The following is a 14770-nucleotide window of genomic DNA, read 5'->3' on the forward strand; positions in this document are numbered from 1 at the left end:
CGAATCGACTGGAGACGTCCGTGTCGACACCCGGAGAACCGACGGAACCACGGCGACTGTCGACCGTTTCCGCCGGATCGGAGAACGGAGGTCGACGAAGCCACCGCCGTGATACCACGACCCGCACAAGCCTTAATTAGGTCCCTCTACTGTGTTCAAGAGCAATGGCGAAAGGCGAAGTTGATTTCTTCAACGACACAGGCGGCTACGGTTTCATCTCGACGGACGACGCGGACGACGACGTGTTCTTCCACATGGAAGACATCAGCGGTCCGGACCTCGAAGAGGGTCAGGAAGTCGAATTCGAGATCGAGCAGGCTCCCAAGGGCCCGCGCGCGAAGAACCTGACCCGACTTTAAACTAGTTTAGTACGCTGCTCACGCGGCAAAACGACCCCACATTCTCACTATCTCACGCCGGTCAGCGGGACGCTCGCTCGTCGAGTCGAACACGCTATCTGTCGCCCCGAGCAACGACGAGTATGGTCGAAGACCGTCTCCGCGACGGGAAGCGCGTCGCACAGTTACTCGCCTCCGAGATCGAGGGTGACGGCGGCGCACTGGTCTCGCTCGTCGTCAGTGACGCCGACCCGGACGTCGACCCGACGGCCGACGGCGCACTCGCCTACGTCGTCCGCGACGAGGAGACCGACGAGCGAGTCGCCGAGGTGTACGTCCAGCAGGACCGCGCCCGCGTCGAGTTCCTCGTCGGCCAAGACGCTGCCGCCGAGGCGGGTGAGAAGCGGGACCTCCGCGTCCGGCCGAAGGCGGTCCGTCCCCCGCGGACGCTCGTCTTCGTCGAGGACGGCGCGCAGGTGAAGTGGATTCTCCCCGTCTTCGAAGCGGTGCTGACGGCACACGGCGAAGAGTAGACTTTTGTTCGCAGTCTGCGGCGGTTGTGGTATGTCCGCCGTCGCAGACGCCCTCCAGCACCCCGCGGTCGGCATCGCCGTCGCGCTCGGGTTCCTCCTGCTCGTCGTCTCCGGGTTCGGCTTCACCTCCGTCTTCGGCGGCGTCGCCCTCCTCCTCTATCTCGCCATCACCGCGTTCGTGCTCTGGTTGTTTTGGCGTGGTGTCCGCGCACTGGAGCGAATCGCCGACGCAGTAGAGGCACAGACGTTCGATTGGCAGTCTGACGATTGAATCGTCTCGGAGCAAACTATTTTACTGCGTCATCGCTCGACTCTGCTATGTCGTCTGGAACGAGCGTGTTCCCGCTCACACTGGCCGAACGAGTCGTCCTCGTCGTGTTTTTCGTCGTCGTCGTTGGTGGAATCGCACTACTCGTGAGCATCCCCGGCACGATGGCCGTCTTCTCGTTCGTCGTCTCGTTGTTCGTGCTCTGGCTCCTGTGGCGACTCGTGCGGGCCGCAGAGCGCATCGCCGACGCGACCGAGGATCTCGCCACAGCGTCGACCGTCACCGACGACTGACCGGCATCCCTACACTTTTAGCCGCCGCGTCCCCCTCACCCGACAATGACGCTCGACCCCGTCCACGTCGACGGCATCGCGCGACTGGCCTCCGCCATCGCCGACGGCGTGGACGACAGCGACCACGACGGGTTCGCGGAGACGGTCTGGAGCGACTGGCTCGACCCGCTGCATCGGAGCGGTCGAAAAGTCGTCGAACCGCTCGGCGAACAGCGGTTGCGAGCGGCCGCCATCGACGACGTCGCGCTCGCGGAGACGCCGTTCCCGACGGTCCACGGCCTCGACTCGGGGACGATCAACCCGACGACGTTCAAGAACGGCCTCGTCCTCGACGTCGCGCAGGCGGCGATGGCCTGCGTTCCGACCGACCTCGACCTCCACCGTTCGCGGAGCCTCGTCGCCACCGTCCACTCCAACGACGCGACCGCCCACTTCCCCGAAGACTGGGTCCACTACGACGACGGCTACGGCCGCCGGCGCGTGCTACACGCTCCCCGCGTCTCTCGGTTCGCCGAGGGCGTCGTCCACGCGCTGTCGCTCTACTTGGCGGAGAGCGACCACGCGCTCGTCCACGCCAACACCGTCGAGGACCTGCTCCTGCTCGACGGCCCGCTCTACCCCAAGGAACTGCTGAACTGGCAGGACCGCGACGCGGAGTTGGGCGAACTCGCCCGCGAGGCAAAGCCCCGCAGTATCGTCGAGAACTACGTCCGTCTCGTCGAGACGTTCGTCGAGAAGGACGTCCCGCTCGCCGGCTTCATCAAGAACCCCTCGTCGAAGCTCATCACCCAGACCGTCCGCGACAAGGGCGTCGACGCCCCGTGGGCCGACGACACGGCGCTGTTCGCGCGACTGCTCGAACGCCGGGAGGACGGCGAGCGACTGACCGACGACCTCACCTTCACCTCGTGGTTCGTCTCCCGCGGAGGGTCCGACCGGACGCTCGCCGCCGACGGCGACGCGCTCGGTGTCGAACGAACGTTGGATCCGAAGCAGTACGAGGTGACATTCTTCGTCGTCTACGAACCGCGGCGCGACCTGCTCTACCGGGTCGAGGCGCCCTACGCGTTCACCAAGGAGTCCGAGATTCGGCAGGCGCTGACGACGCAGGTGTTACGTGACGTCGCCGCCACACGAGGGCCGCCGGAGGCCATCGACAAGGCCGACGAACTCGCCCGCGTGGGCGCACGGGAGAAGACGGCGCTCCGTCGAAAGCTGGAGGACCACTTCGAGACGGAGTCGGTCAAGACGTACGACGACGCTCGGTGGGGGGCGGAGTACTGAGAGGGGTTCTCGTCGAATCTCATCGATTTTCTCCACGGAATCGAACCCTGTGGTTCGCCGGGTGTCTCTGATCTTCCGGTTGGCGACGATAACCCCTATGAGCGTCGTCGCCGACGGTGATTCGGCCGGCGCTTGCCGACCGGTCAGGCCGTCCCCGGTTTCTGTTTGATGACCTCTATCTCGACGTCGTCCTCCGCGACGCCGATGCGGGCGAACTGCGTCCGGATGTGTTCCTCGGCGGCCGAAAGCGCGTTCTCTTTCGTCTCGAACCCGCGCGGCATCGGTGTGTCGAAGGCGACGCGGATCTCCCGGCCGTCGACGGTCATCGGCGACCCGCCGCTCTCGACCTCGTAGAACTCGTCGCAGACCCAGACGTAGGGTGCGTTCTCGTCGGGTGCACCCTTGTACGACGGCGCTTCCTCACCGCGCTCGAAGATCGTCCCCGTGAGCGCTGTGCCGCCGCCGTGACCGCGAACTAACAACATACTCGGATTTCGCGCCCGACACGTAAAAGCCGTGCGAGCGGTTCGCCGTGAGCGGGAGGGAAAGGCCCTTGACGACCCACTCCGTGGCCACCTACATGACTCTCGAGGACTTCACCGACTTCTCCTCCGACGACGCCGACGGCGAGAGCGAGGAGGCCGACGACGCGGCCGACCCCGGCGGAGACGTGACGACGTCGTCGCCGACGGCGGACGCCGGGAACGGTGTCGAGGCGGACGACACCGACGGGGCGGGTGATAGCTTCGAACGGTTCGCCGTCGAGACGGTCGGGCGGGACCGCGGTATCGGCACCGTCTCGGTCTCGCAGGGGCTCCGCGTCGCTGAGGACGGTGAGGAGACCGAACTTCGGGCGTTCGTCACCACAGGCAACCGCGAATCCGTCCGCCTCGGGAAGTACCTCCTCGTCCCGTACCCCGACGACGAGACGCTGTTCTGCCGGATCACCTCCCTGGAGTACGCACAGGAGTTCCAGACCGACGACGCCACCGAGATTCACGCTCGACGGGCGATGCGACAGGACGACTTCGAGGAACGTGACTACAAGTTCATGGCGTCGCTGGAACCCGTCGCGGTGCTCTACCGCGAGGGCGAGGAGTTGAAACGACGGATGACCGACCGCGTCCCCAAACCCGGAGCGGTCGTCGCCGAGGCGACCGACAGCGAACAGATCAAGACGGGGCTGAAGATCCCCGAAGACGGCGTGTTCCTCGGTCATCTCTCGGTCGGTGGCGAGAAGGTCCGAACCGCAGCGGAACCGCCGACCATCGACTACCGCCTGAAGGACGACTACCGCGACGGCGACCCGCTCGTGTTCCGGCACACGCTCGTCGCCGGCGGCACCGGATCGGGGAAGACCCACGGTTCGAAGAACATCCTCCGGCAGTACCTCACCGACGAGCGGACCTACACGATGGACGACGGCCGCGAGGTCCAGACCGCTGTCGTCCAGTTCGACCCGCAGGACGAGTACGCACAGATGCACGACGACAACCCCGAGTTGGACGCCGAGTTCGCTCGACGACTCGACCGGGAGGGCGTCGCCTACGGCGGCCACGACGACACGGTCGCGCTGGTCCCGGAGGTCGCCGGGTCGACGTATCCCGGGACGGGCCACCGCGCCGAGCAGCTGTCGTTCACCGTCCCGTTCTCGATGGTGAGACGCCGCCCGTGGCTCGTCGCCGGCGCGAGCCTCAACGACAACCAGTACAACGCGCTGACGCTCCTCTTGGATCGGTTCTTCCGCGACTACGGCGACTCGGGAACGTACCGCCAGTTCGTCAACTTCCTCGACGACCCGGCACTCAGAGAGGAACTCGACGAGTCCGGGCGCGTCCACGAGGCGACGTTCGACGCCGTGATGCGGAAGACGCGCACGAAGGCCGCCAACCAGGTGTTCGACCAGGAGGCCCGTCCCATCACGGAACTCGTCCACGACCTCGTCCGTCCAGGAGGACTGTCGGTCGTCCCGACCTACCACGTCAACAACAGTCGGGCGACCGAGATCGTCGTGCTCGCGGTGTCGAGTCTGCTCGTCGACGAGAAACTGTCGAACAGTCCGGAGTACGATCGGATCAAGGAGACGCCGCTGATCGTCGGGATGGACGAGGCGCACAACTTCCTCACCGACGCCGACAGCGTCCAGGCGCGGAAGGTCATCTCGAAGTTCACCGAGGCCGCCAAACAGGGGCGCAAAGAGCGACTCGGCCTCTTTCTCATCACTCAGGACCCTCAGGACATCGCCGAACCGGTGTTCAAGCAGGTGAACACGAAGGTCGTCCTCAACCTCGGCGACGAAGACGCCATCAAGTCGGTCAACATCCCCCAGAAGTTGGCGAACAAGGTGCCCTACATGGAGAAGGGCCAGATGGTGGTCTACTCGCCGGACAACTCCGAACCGGTGGAACTGATCGGACTGTCGAAGTGTCTCACTCGACACGGTGAGTGAGCGGCCGTGGCCCCTGTGGCCACGGCGATCGAACCAACCGTGGCGGTGCCTGACCCGGCATGGTGAGTAAGCGGCCGTGGCGCTTGTCGTCGCGGCAGGCCGAATCAGCCGTGCCGATGTCGAGACGACCCCACGGTGAATGAGCAACCGCGGCGCTTGTCGCCGCGGCAGACCGAACCAGTCGGGGTCGACAAGTTCGCCGTCGAATTTTAACCACCCCCTCGCGTACTGATAGCTATGCCCAAGCGGATTCTCATCCCAATCGACGGCTCTCTGCAGTCCGCTCGCGCCGTCGAGTTTGCCGTCGACGAATGGCCGGACGCCGAGCTGACGCTGTTGCACGTCATCGACCCTGCTGGAGCGGGGTACGGACCGGGTACGGGCGTTCCGAGCGGTGCGGAAGAATGGTTCGAGAACGCGAAGACCGACGCCGAGGAACTGCTCTCGGAGGCGACGCCGCGGGACACGGTCGAGGCGTCGACGATGACCGAGGTCGGTCGTCCCGCACAGACTATCGTCGAGGTGGCCGACGAGGCAGGGTTCGACCACGTGGTGATGGGGAGCCACGGCCGCACCGGCGTGTCGCGGATCCTCCTCGGGAGCGTCGCCGAAGACGTCGTCCGGAGTTCGACGGTGCCGGTGACGGTCGTCCGATAGACGTTCGTGTTAACTGTGATATTGTTTTTCGAAAGATCCTCGTCAGCGACTCGAATCGGGTGACATTCGTGTAACCAGGTGACGTTTGTAACGAGGCAACCTCGACCGGGAGCGTGTCCGTATTATCTCTCCCGTCCCAACCCGGAGTCGATGGAGTTCGACGAAGTCATCGAGACGCGACGTTCAGTCCACCAGTACACAGACGAGGAGATCGACGACGACACCCTCGAGGCGATCTTCGAGCAGGTCCGGTACGCGCCGTCGAGTTTTAATCTCCAGCCGTGGGAGTTCCTCGTCGTCCGCGACGACGACAACCTCGAACGGCTGCAGGAGGTCGCGAACGGCCAGGAGACTGTCGCCGAGGCGGCCGCGACGGTCGTCGTCCTCGGCAACACCGATCCCTCGGCGCACGCCGACCGCGTCTTCGACGACTGGCTCGACAAGGAGTACATCCCGAGCGATGAGGTCCGAGACAACCTGCTCGGCGTCGTCGAGAACATGTCGGAGCTACCCGTCGAAGAGCGTCGCGTCTGGACCACCCGGAGCACGTCGCTGGCGACGATGGCGCTGATGCACGCCGCGTGGGATCACGGCGTCGCCTCCTGCCCGATGGAGGGGTTCGACGCGGACGCGCTCGTCGACGAGTTCGCCGTCGACGAGGGGTACGAGCCGGTCATGCTCGTGACACTCGGCTACGCGCCGGAGGACGCCGCCGACCAGGAGAATGCCCGGAAGTTCCGCCGTTCCGTCGACGAGATCGTCCACTTCGAGACGTTCGACCCCGAGCAGTCCGAGACGGCGACCGCTCCCGCCGACGACTGAAGTCGATCGGACACCGGGTGGCCCGAGAGACACCTTCTTCGACCCGAAACTCGACTCCGCGATCCTCACCGTCGGGCCCCTGCGCGACGTTCCGTACCGTTTATACCGCCACCTGAACAAAGCGCAGACATGGTCAAAGAGCAGAAGCAGGTTCGAGAACTCCAGGAGGGCAGCTACGTCATCATGGAGGACGCCGCGTGTAAGATCAACCACTACAGCACGGCGAAGCCGGGTAAACACGGCAGCGCCAAGGCTCGCGTCGAGGGGAAGGGCGTCTTCGACGAGAAGAAGCGCAGCCTTAGCCAGCCGGTCGACGCGAAGATCTGGGTTCCGATCATCGAGCGGAAACAGGGGCAGGTCGTCTCCGTCACGGGTAGCGACGCCCAGATCATGGACCTCGACACCTACGAGACGTTCACGATGCGCATCCCCGAGGGCGAGGACTTCTCGCCCGAAGACGAGATCGAGTACCTCGAGTACGAGGGCCAGCGTAAGGTAGTGTAATGTTTCCCGGGGCGACCGCCGACCGCAGCGACGCAGCGTACGTGGTCGTCGGCGCTCCACTCGACGTCTCGACGTCGTTCCAGCCCGGAACGCGCTTCGGGCCGAATCGAGTGCGGAAGTACGCCGAGACGTACGACGACTACGACCGACGAACCGAGCAGTTCTTCTCCGAACTCGGTGTCCACGACGCGGGCGACGTCCGCGCGTGGGACGACACCCCAGCCTACGTCGAGTGGCTACGCGGTACGCTGACCGACGTGGTCTGGGACGACGCGCTCCCGATCACCGTCGGCGGCGAACACACCGTCTCCGCTGCGGGCGTCGCCGCCGTCGACCCGGACGTGTTCGTCTGTCTGGACGCCCACCTCGACCTCCGCGACGACTACGACGGCAACCCGTGGAGTCACGCGTCCGTCACCCGCCGGATCCTCGACGGGTGGCCGGACGACGGTGAGAACGACGCGGGCGACGGAGACGCCGCGGGTGGTGCCGACGAGGCGACCGTCCTCGGGGCGCGAACCGGGTCGCCCGAGGAGTGGGAACGTGCCGAGGCCGACGACGTGACCGTCGTCCCGCCGGAGGAGGTCGCAGACTGGACGCCCGACTTCGACGACGACACCAGCGTCTACCTGAGCGTCGACGTCGACGCCGCCGACCCCGGGTTCGCACCGGGGACGGGGACGATGGAACCGTTCGGGTTGGCGCCGCGAGAACTACGCGACGTCGTCCGCACGGTCGCGCCCTACACGACGGGGTTCGACGTCGTCGAGGTGAACGACCGCGACGACGGACAGGCCGCGGCGCTCGCCGGGAAGTTACTGAGAGAGTTCGTCTTCTCGCACGCCGGACACACCGCACAGTCGTAGCTCTTCGATCCCTTTGTCCTCCACGTAGCTCACGGATACCGGAGCAACGGCTCTCCGGTTGCGATCGTCGGAGAAACGAGCGGTGCGAGGTCAGCTATCGCTTGACCTTACCGAGTAGGCTCTTTCCTTTGCGCATGATACGTCGCTGCGTCCGTCGTGGAAGACTTCGCCACGCGTACATCGCTTTGCGGAATTTACCCATAGTGGACACCTCTCGTTGATAGCGACCCGTACCCGAGGGCACGAGCGCGGCTATCTCTACTTCCGTGACACGGAAAACGCTGGTGGGCGTCGGTCGCCGGGGTTCCGCCTGTCTCACGTCCCGGCGGGACACTGGTGTTCGAGCAGTTCGACCCGCTTCGTGGGCTCCGGACCGTCGAGTCGGGTCGGCTGTTGGACGTAGCCGACGGTGAGCGACGTCAACTCGTCCTCGTGGTCGCTGTTCCACCGGTGACAGAGGTAGTCGGCAAACCCACGGCGGAGACGCGTGTCACCGCCCCAGCGGACGTCCTGGAGGTACTTCCGCCAGCGGGCGCTCGGGTAGGTCCGGTCAACCTCGTCCGGTTTCTCCCAGTCGACGTCCGACCCCCGGAAGGCGTCGACCCGCTCGCCGGAGTCGAGACGGCCGGGGACGACGAACCAGCCGTCGACGTTCAGCGGCGCGGGGGCGAACATGTTCCAGCGGAACTGTCCGGGGTCGACGTTCGACTCCACCACCTCGGGCGTGTCGACGACGCCGATAGACGCGGCGTTCCAGAGGAGGACGACCACCAGAAGCACGCTGACGACCGCCGGAGCGACGCGGTCGGACAGCGTCGTCCACCGGGCCCCCCCGCCGAACGCCATCGTCGGCAACAGGTCGTCGACGGTGCGCCCGGTCCTCGCGACGCGTGTGCGGCGTCGCACCGGGTCGACGACCCGACGCTCGACCGGCTCCCAGACGACCGGCGGGAGGAACGCCAGGAGTCCACAGACCGAGACGAGCGGGAAGATCCCCAGTTTCATCGTCGCCAGCATCCCGAGATGCATCCCGACGAAGAGCGCGGCGAACCCCGCCCGTGTCCGTCCGGTGAGGAGCACCAAGAGTGGCGACGTGACGACCATGAGGAGCCAGAGTTCGCCGAACACGCGGAGGAGGGTCGGGTAGTTCGCGAGGATGTCGCCGAGAAACACCGTCAGCTGGTCGAGGCTGAACACCTGTAGGATGGCCGTCCCGTCGAGCCAGACGTCGCCGCGCAGTTTGACGACCGCGTTGGTCGCGTAGACGAGGACGACCTGCACCAACAGTGCCGCCGAGGCGACGGAGGCGACGAGCGGTTCCGGAACGCGGTCGGTCACGACGGTAACGGACTCAACACTGCCGCGGCGGAGCGCGTCGACGGACCACCGACGACCCAGCGGGAGGAACAGCCCCCAGAACAACAGTCGACGCAGCAGCGAGTCGCCGCCGTTGAGGACGTACGGGTTGCGGGCGTGCAGCGAGACGAGAAGCAGCCACGAGAGGAAGAGCGTCGTCTTCGTCCGGTAGCCGACGAGCAGCGACAGGGCCAGGAGGCCAGCGACGACGAAGAGCGCGACCTGTAGCCACGCGTCGCCGGAGAGCGCGTGCAGTGAATACGTCGCGAAAGCCGGGTAGCTGGCGGCGAGCAGTGACCGCGGGAGTGTCCCCGCGTCGGTGTAGAAGGCGACGAGGTTGCGCGAACGGAGGAGGAGATCCGCGAGGAGCACGAGCGCGAGCGAGACGCGGAGCGCGGCCAGCGCACGCACGTCGACGCCGACCCGTTGTGCGATCGCCGTCCGGCCACGAGACAGAAGCCGAGACCCGGACTGGAGGGACATACTCCTGGTGGTCGTGTCCGTCCGTGAATAGTTTGTGTTCCCGCCGTCGAGCGGGGGTTACAAGCGACCGCCGCGCCACGTCTCGACCATGGACCGAAGCGACCTCTTCGCCCGGTACGACGAGGAACTCCGCACCGACGACTACGCCGACGTCGACGCCAGCCCCAACGGGCTACAGGTCGGCAGCGACGAGGGAACCGTCGAACACGTCGCCTTCGCCGTCGACGCCGCCGTCGCGACCGCCGAGCGCGCCGTCGCCGTCGGCGCGGACGTGCTCGTGACGCACCACGGCTTCGTCTGGGGGGGTCTCGACCGCGTCACGGGGCGCGAGTACGAGCGGATCGTGCCGCTCGCCCGCAACGACGTCTCGCTGTACGTCTCGCATCTCCCGCTGGACGGCCACCAGACGCTCGGCAACGCCGCGGGCGTCGGCGACGTGCTGGACCTCCACGAGCGCGACCCGTTCGGGGCGCTGGGGCCGGAGTACGTCGGCCAGCGCGGTCGACTCGCCGACCCAACGTCCATCTACGACCTCACCGCACGGTTGGACGACGCACTCGACACCGGCGGCCGCGGCGTCCGGCTCGTCGACGCCGGTCCCGAGCAGGTCGAGGACGTCGCGGTCGTCACCGGCAGCGGCGTCGACTGGTTGGACGAGGCCGTCGACGTCGGCGCGGACGTGCTCGTCACCGGCGAGGGGAAACAGAAGGTTTACCACGAGGCCCAGGAGGCCGAGATCAACGTCGTCCTCGCCGGCCACTACGCGACGGAGACGTTCGGCGTGCAGGCGCTGCAGGAGCGCGCCGAGGAGTGGGGGCTGGAGACGACCTATATCGACGAACCAACCGGGCTGTAAGCCGCCGTCGTCGCACTCGGTCGCCCGCCGACTCGGTATCGTCGCGTTCAAATCTCGTCGCCGCACATCGTGGGTATGAGCGACCACGACGACCACGACTCCGAGACCGGCGAGGGCGACCACGAGAATCACGACCACGACGACGGCTACGTCCCACCGCACCGCGAGGCGTTCGACCACGATCCGCTCGGGCAGACGCAGGTCTGGCCGGGGATGAGCGTCGGCGAACTCGGCGACGAGTACGGGAAGGCCGGTATCGGCGCGGCGAAGGTCCACGAGGCGATCGACATCTACGCCGAGATGCTGGCAGACGAGGACTGCACCGTCTTCTTCTCGCTGGCCGGGGCGATGGTGCCGACCGGGATGCGGACGCTCGTCGCCGACCTCGTCCGCGACGGTTATATCGACGCGCTAGTGACGACGGGCGCGAACCTCACGCACGACGCCATCGAGGCCATCGGCGGGAAACACCACCACGGTGCGGAGCACCAAGACGGCAAGAGCGCCCGCGAACACGACGAACAGCTTCGCGACGAGGAGGTCGACCGCATCTACAACGTCTATCTCCCGCAGGAACATTTCGCGCTGTTCGAGGGCCACCTCCGCGAGGAGGTGTTTCCGGTGCTGGAGGAGGAAGGGACCGTCGGCATCGAGCGGTTCGTCCGCGAACTGGGCCGTGCCAACAGCGAGGTCAACGAGCGCGAGGGCGTCGAGGAGGACGCCGGCGTGGCCGCCGCAGCTTACGAGAACGACGTTCCCATCTACTGTCCGGCGGTACAGGACTCCGTGCTCGGTCTGCAGGCGTGGATGTACTCGCAGACCTCCGAGTTCTCGCTGGACGCGCTCGCGGATATGACCCCGTTGACCGACCTCGCGTTCGACGCCGACACGGCAGGCTGTCTGCTCGTCGGCGGCGGCGTCCCGAAGAACTTCACCCTCCAGACGATGTTAGTCACGCCCGGCGCGTACGACTACGCCGTGCAACTCACCATGGACCCCGAGGCGACGGGCGGCCTCTCCGGGGCGTCGCTCGACGAGGCGCGGTCGTGGGGCAAACTGAAGAAGGAGGCGCGGAACGCGACGGTCGTCGGCGACGCGACGATCACGCTCCCGCTCGTGGTCGCCGCGGCGCGGGAGAAGATCGAGTCGGCTAAGTAACCGATATATCGATTAACATAACATTTCGAATTTCTCGTCTCTCTGCCGTACAGGGACCGACCGGTTCGTTCTGGAAAGAGAGAACGTCTTTATCGACCTAATAAGTAACTGTACTGTCAGTGTCTCTTTCCTTTCTCTCTGCTCTCTCGCGCCGATTATTTCCGTTCTCTGACAGCTAAAATAACAACTCGGTGACAAAACGCCAGTCCGCCGTGGGGTAGACTGTCGGCGACAGCAGTCAGCTGTGTCGACAGGAAACAATGACAGGAAGTGACACGACATGACGCAGTCGAATCGCGTTCGAGCACTCGTGCTCGCAACACTCCTCGTCGTCGCCGGCGCGGGAGCCTCGGCCGTCGGAACCGTTTCGGCGGACGAGCACCAACCGCTCCGGATCGCCGAGGTCGACGCCGACGGCGAGTACGTCGTCGTCGAGAACACCGGCGACGAGACGGTCGATCTGGACTTCGCGGAGATCGACTTCGACGCGGACGGCGAGGCCGACGAGACGTCGACGTTCGACGTCGGGACGCAGATCGAGGCCGGCCAGACAATCGTCGTTGCGACCGGTGCCGAACCGGTCAACGATGCCGACGTGACGTTCGAGTACGACTCGGGCGTGATAGACGAAGACAACACGGTCGTGATTCGGACGCTCGCCAGTCAACCACTCACGCAGAACGCCGGCGACTCCGATTTCGAGGAACCTAACGAGGGCGACCTGACCGGTCCGGACGGTGAGGACCACTCGGAGGACGACCCGACTGACGGCGACGAGTCGACCGACGGTGACGACCCGACTGACGGCGACGAGTCGACCGACGGCGACGACGAAGCCGACGGCGACGACGAGATAGACGAAGACGACGAGTCGACCGACGGGCCGACGGTCGACCCCGGCGAGTGCTGACGACGGGGCAATCGACGGAGCTGCGGTAGACACCGCTGCCGCAGACCGACTTTCGGACCGGAATCCTCTCTTTTCACTCAGTCCCCGAGAACTGTCTCGACTGCCGAGAGTAGCGTCTCGGGACCGTTCTCGTCGAAGACGTTGCCGGTCGGATACGGATAGTGTACTTCGTCCCGCCCAGCCCACGTCGAGACGGCTGCGACGGTCGCCTCCGACAGCGACTCGACCAACGCGGCTTCCGACGTCACGTCGGGGACGGCGAACTGCTCGAAGTCGTCGCGACGCTCGCGAGTGGGGTCGTCGACGAGGACGACCGCGTCGGGCCACGATCCCTGCAGCAACGCGAGCGAGACACCGCCGTACGCGCGGTGTGAGAGCGCACCCTGTCCCTCGACGAAGACGAGTTCGCGGTCGGCGGCGACGTCACAGACCAGCGACTCGACGACGCCGGCCGCGAAGTCGGCGGGGACGCGGTCGACGACGACGCCGCGGTCCGCCCCGACCATCACCCCGATCTGCCCGGTGGCGACCCAGCCGGCGTCGACACCCGCACGACGGGCCGCCCGGTAGAGTTCGAACGTCGTCGTCCGCTTGCCGACCGCACAGTCGGTCCCCGCGGTCAGGACGACGGGCGTGTCGAGCTCGTCGACTCGGCCGTCGGCGACGCGAAGGTCGTCGCCGGCGGGCGGTTTGCGGACGTCGAAGAGTCGAACGCCGCAGTCGGCGGCCAACGTCGTCCAGCGCTCGTCCTCCGAGAGGAAGGTGTGGAGCCCGGAGACGACGTCACAGCCCGACCGCATGGCAGTCTCGAGGTCGTCGATCCACGACTCGGGGAGGCGACCGCCAGCGGGGGCGACGCCCAACACGAGCGCCTCGGCGTCGGGTGCGTGATCGAGCGCGTCGGCGACGGAGTCGACGACCGGGACGGCAGCGAGGCCATCGTCGTCACGGTCGAGCACCGTCGCGGCGTCGTCGCCGGCGGCCGTCGAGTCGACGACCGCCCGCACGTCGAACAGTTCACCGTGTCTGACGACTCCGTTGGCCGTCTTCCCCTGCGGCGTGCCGAAGGCACCCTCCGCGAGGACGATTGCGGGAGCAGGTGCGTCGAACGCCTCGGAGAGGTTCATGCTAGCTCGAAACACAGCCTGTGACAAAACCCACCCCCCTCACATGAGGGGGTGGACAGGTTTTTGCACGTCGGTCGCCCTTCTCTTCGAAGAGATGGGAGCGCAAGGGCCGGACGGCGTGCGGGTGAGTCTGGACATCTGGCATCCGGACTGTTGGACGCTGGAGGTGACCGACGCCACCGACGCTGGGTTGCTCGGGCACGGCGTCCACGCGATCGACGGAGTGGCGACCGGCCGGTTCACCGCCTACGCCGACACGACCGAGGCGCTCGACGACCTCGTCGCGGCGATTCGCGACTCCCCGTTGACGGAGTCGGTGTGGGAGACCGACGACGGCCACGGACACGGTGACAGTGGGGTGGTTCCGGGGGCGGCGAGTCGGGGAATCGTCGTCCGCTACGACCTCGACAAGAGCATCAACGACGCGCTCGTCTCGCGGGGGTTCATCCCGGACGAACCGGTGCGGATGCAGGGCGGCCGCGAGTACTGGACCGTTCTCGTCCAGGGGTCGCGCCGGACCGTCCACGACCGACTCGAGGAGATCCGCGAGGAGATGGATGCCGACATTCGCGTGGAACTCATCACGGCACCACAGAGCGGATCGGGCATCTTCCGGACGGACGACCTCTCGGAGCGACAACGCGAGGTGCTCGACCTCGCGCGCCGACGCGACTACTACCAGTGGCCGCGGGAGGTGTCGGCGGGTGACCTGGCCGACGAACTCGGCATCTCGAAGGCGACGTTGCTGGAGCATCTCCGGAAGGCCGAGTCGAAGCTGCTCGGCGGCGACGTCGACAGCGAGCGTTGACACCGGGTCGTGTCGACAGCCTCCGACGGTGGCTCTTCGTGTCTCTTGACCGATTCGT

General features: G+C 66.3%; 17 protein-coding genes. 14 read left to right on the forward strand and 3 right to left on the reverse strand.

What is annotated here, in order from left to right; translation table 11 throughout:
* Positions 1–164 precede the first annotated feature (164 nt).
* From BSG17_RS02520 to BSG17_RS02540, 5 genes are all read left to right on the forward strand, one after another.
* Positions 165–359 (forward strand): cold-shock protein, encoded by a 195-nt coding sequence (locus BSG17_RS02520; RefSeq protein WP_089820879.1) that lies wholly within the window; start codon positions 165–167, stop codon positions 357–359.
* Between the two features lie 122 nt (positions 360–481).
* A complete protein-coding gene (locus BSG17_RS02525; RefSeq protein WP_089820880.1) occupies positions 482–871 on the forward strand; it encodes a DUF7993 family protein in 390 nt (129 codons plus the stop codon).
* Between the two features lie 31 nt (positions 872–902).
* Positions 903–1142, forward strand: a complete 240-nt coding sequence (locus tag BSG17_RS02530; protein ID WP_089820881.1) for a DUF8066 domain-containing protein — start codon at positions 903–905, stop codon at positions 1140–1142.
* 47 nt (positions 1143–1189) lie between these two features.
* The gene (locus BSG17_RS02535) at positions 1190–1432 is read left to right on the forward strand and encodes a DUF8066 domain-containing protein (RefSeq protein WP_089820882.1); all 243 of its coding nucleotides are present in this window, start codon (positions 1190–1192) and stop codon (positions 1430–1432) included.
* A gap of 45 nt (positions 1433–1477) precedes the next feature.
* Positions 1478–2716, forward strand: coding sequence for a DNA double-strand break repair nuclease NurA (locus BSG17_RS02540; protein WP_089820883.1), 1239 nt, complete (start codon positions 1478–1480; stop codon positions 2714–2716).
* A 143-nt stretch (positions 2717–2859) separates the two neighbouring features.
* Here BSG17_RS02540 and BSG17_RS02545 read toward each other — a convergent pair whose 3' ends face one another.
* On the reverse strand, positions 2860–3201 hold the full coding sequence (locus BSG17_RS02545; protein WP_089820884.1) for a DUF7113 family protein: 342 nt from the start codon (positions 3199–3201) through the stop codon (positions 2860–2862).
* A gap of 95 nt (positions 3202–3296) precedes the next feature.
* Between BSG17_RS02545 and BSG17_RS02550 the strand changes: the two genes are divergently transcribed.
* From BSG17_RS02550 to BSG17_RS02570, 5 genes are all read left to right on the forward strand, one after another.
* Complete coding sequence (locus BSG17_RS02550; protein ID WP_089820885.1) at positions 3297–5165, forward strand: ATP-binding protein; 1869 nt, start codon at positions 3297–3299, stop codon at positions 5163–5165.
* 237 nt (positions 5166–5402) lie between these two features.
* Positions 5403–5822: a universal stress protein gene (locus BSG17_RS02555; RefSeq protein ID WP_089820886.1), complete on the forward strand. Its 420-nt coding sequence runs from the start codon at positions 5403–5405 to the stop codon at positions 5820–5822.
* 150 nt (positions 5823–5972) lie between these two features.
* Positions 5973–6644: a nitroreductase family protein gene (locus tag BSG17_RS02560; RefSeq protein ID WP_089820887.1), complete on the forward strand. Its 672-nt coding sequence runs from the start codon at positions 5973–5975 to the stop codon at positions 6642–6644.
* A 129-nt stretch (positions 6645–6773) separates the two neighbouring features.
* A complete protein-coding gene (locus BSG17_RS02565) occupies positions 6774–7148 on the forward strand; it encodes a translation initiation factor IF-5A (RefSeq protein WP_089820888.1) in 375 nt (124 codons plus the stop codon).
* Positions 7148–8014 carry an arginase family protein gene (locus BSG17_RS02570; RefSeq protein ID WP_089820889.1) on the forward strand — a complete coding sequence of 289 codons (867 nt, stop codon included), beginning with the start codon at positions 7148–7150 and terminating at the stop codon, positions 8012–8014. Before BSG17_RS02565 ends, BSG17_RS02570 begins: the two co-directional genes overlap by 1 nt.
* A 315-nt stretch (positions 8015–8329) precedes the next feature.
* On the opposite strand, the gene BSG17_RS02575 is transcribed toward BSG17_RS02570, so the two are convergent.
* Positions 8330–9853: an HTTM domain-containing protein gene (locus BSG17_RS02575; RefSeq protein WP_170864689.1), complete on the reverse strand. Its 1524-nt coding sequence runs from the start codon at positions 9851–9853 to the stop codon at positions 8330–8332.
* An 88-nt stretch (positions 9854–9941) separates the two neighbouring features.
* Here BSG17_RS02575 and BSG17_RS02580 point away from each other — a divergent pair, with 88 nt between their 5' ends.
* From BSG17_RS02580 to BSG17_RS02590, 3 genes are all read left to right on the forward strand, one after another.
* The gene (locus BSG17_RS02580) at positions 9942–10709 is read left to right on the forward strand and encodes a Nif3-like dinuclear metal center hexameric protein (RefSeq protein WP_089820890.1); all 768 of its coding nucleotides are present in this window, start codon (positions 9942–9944) and stop codon (positions 10707–10709) included.
* A gap of 75 nt (positions 10710–10784) precedes the next feature.
* Entirely contained in the window at positions 10785–11867 is a 1083-nt protein-coding gene (locus BSG17_RS02585) for a deoxyhypusine synthase (protein WP_089820891.1), read from the forward strand.
* Positions 11868–12147: 280 nt separating this feature from the next.
* Positions 12148–12777: a lamin tail domain-containing protein gene (locus BSG17_RS02590; protein ID WP_089820892.1), complete on the forward strand. Its 630-nt coding sequence runs from the start codon at positions 12148–12150 to the stop codon at positions 12775–12777.
* 77 nt (positions 12778–12854) lie between these two features.
* Here BSG17_RS02590 and BSG17_RS02595 read toward each other — a convergent pair whose 3' ends face one another.
* Complete coding sequence (locus BSG17_RS02595; protein WP_089820893.1) at positions 12855–13904, reverse strand: N-acetyltransferase DgcN family protein; 1050 nt, start codon at positions 13902–13904, stop codon at positions 12855–12857.
* A 94-nt stretch (positions 13905–13998) separates the two neighbouring features.
* Between BSG17_RS02595 and BSG17_RS02600 the strand changes: the two genes are divergently transcribed.
* Entirely contained in the window at positions 13999–14712 is a 714-nt protein-coding gene (locus BSG17_RS02600) for a helix-turn-helix domain-containing protein (RefSeq protein ID WP_089820894.1), read from the forward strand.
* Positions 14713–14770: the final 58 nt, after the last annotated feature.

Origin of the sequence: Halogranum amylolyticum, assembly GCF_900110465.1 — an archaeon.
GTDB lineage: Archaea > Halobacteriota > Halobacteria > Halobacteriales > Haloferacaceae > Halogranum > Halogranum amylolyticum.

Excerpts from the sequence above, each read along its gene's own strand:
- BSG17_RS02565 (WP_089820888.1), top strand. The coding sequence starts at position 6,774 with ATGGTCAAAGAGCAGAAGCAGGTTCGAGAACTCCAGGAGGGCAGCTAC.
- BSG17_RS02535 (WP_089820882.1), top strand. The coding sequence starts at position 1,190 with ATGTCGTCTGGAACGAGCGTGTTCCCGCTCACACTGGCCGAACGAGTC.
- BSG17_RS02540 (WP_089820883.1), top strand. The coding sequence starts at position 1,478 with ATGACGCTCGACCCCGTCCACGTCGACGGCATCGCGCGACTGGCCTCC.
- BSG17_RS02520 (WP_089820879.1), top strand. The coding sequence starts at position 165 with ATGGCGAAAGGCGAAGTTGATTTCTTCAACGACACAGGCGGCTACGGT.
- BSG17_RS02530 (WP_089820881.1), top strand. The coding sequence starts at position 903 with ATGTCCGCCGTCGCAGACGCCCTCCAGCACCCCGCGGTCGGCATCGCC.
- BSG17_RS02595 (WP_089820893.1), bottom strand. The coding sequence starts at position 13,904 with ATGAACCTCTCCGAGGCGTTCGACGCACCTGCTCCCGCAATCGTCCTC.
- BSG17_RS02580 (WP_089820890.1), top strand. The coding sequence starts at position 9,942 with ATGGACCGAAGCGACCTCTTCGCCCGGTACGACGAGGAACTCCGCACC.
- BSG17_RS02555 (WP_089820886.1), top strand. The coding sequence starts at position 5,403 with ATGCCCAAGCGGATTCTCATCCCAATCGACGGCTCTCTGCAGTCCGCT.
- BSG17_RS02590 (WP_089820892.1), top strand. The coding sequence starts at position 12,148 with ATGACGCAGTCGAATCGCGTTCGAGCACTCGTGCTCGCAACACTCCTC.
- BSG17_RS02545 (WP_089820884.1), bottom strand. The coding sequence starts at position 3,201 with ATGTTGTTAGTTCGCGGTCACGGCGGCGGCACAGCGCTCACGGGGACG.
- BSG17_RS02585 (WP_089820891.1), top strand. The coding sequence starts at position 10,785 with ATGAGCGACCACGACGACCACGACTCCGAGACCGGCGAGGGCGACCAC.
- BSG17_RS02570 (WP_089820889.1), top strand. The coding sequence starts at position 7,148 with ATGTTTCCCGGGGCGACCGCCGACCGCAGCGACGCAGCGTACGTGGTC.
- BSG17_RS02575 (WP_170864689.1), bottom strand. The coding sequence starts at position 9,853 with ATGTCCCTCCAGTCCGGGTCTCGGCTTCTGTCTCGTGGCCGGACGGCG.
- BSG17_RS02600 (WP_089820894.1), top strand. The coding sequence starts at position 13,999 with ATGGGAGCGCAAGGGCCGGACGGCGTGCGGGTGAGTCTGGACATCTGG.
- BSG17_RS02525 (WP_089820880.1), top strand. The coding sequence starts at position 482 with ATGGTCGAAGACCGTCTCCGCGACGGGAAGCGCGTCGCACAGTTACTC.
- BSG17_RS02550 (WP_089820885.1), top strand. The coding sequence starts at position 3,297 with ATGACTCTCGAGGACTTCACCGACTTCTCCTCCGACGACGCCGACGGC.
- BSG17_RS02560 (WP_089820887.1), top strand. The coding sequence starts at position 5,973 with ATGGAGTTCGACGAAGTCATCGAGACGCGACGTTCAGTCCACCAGTAC.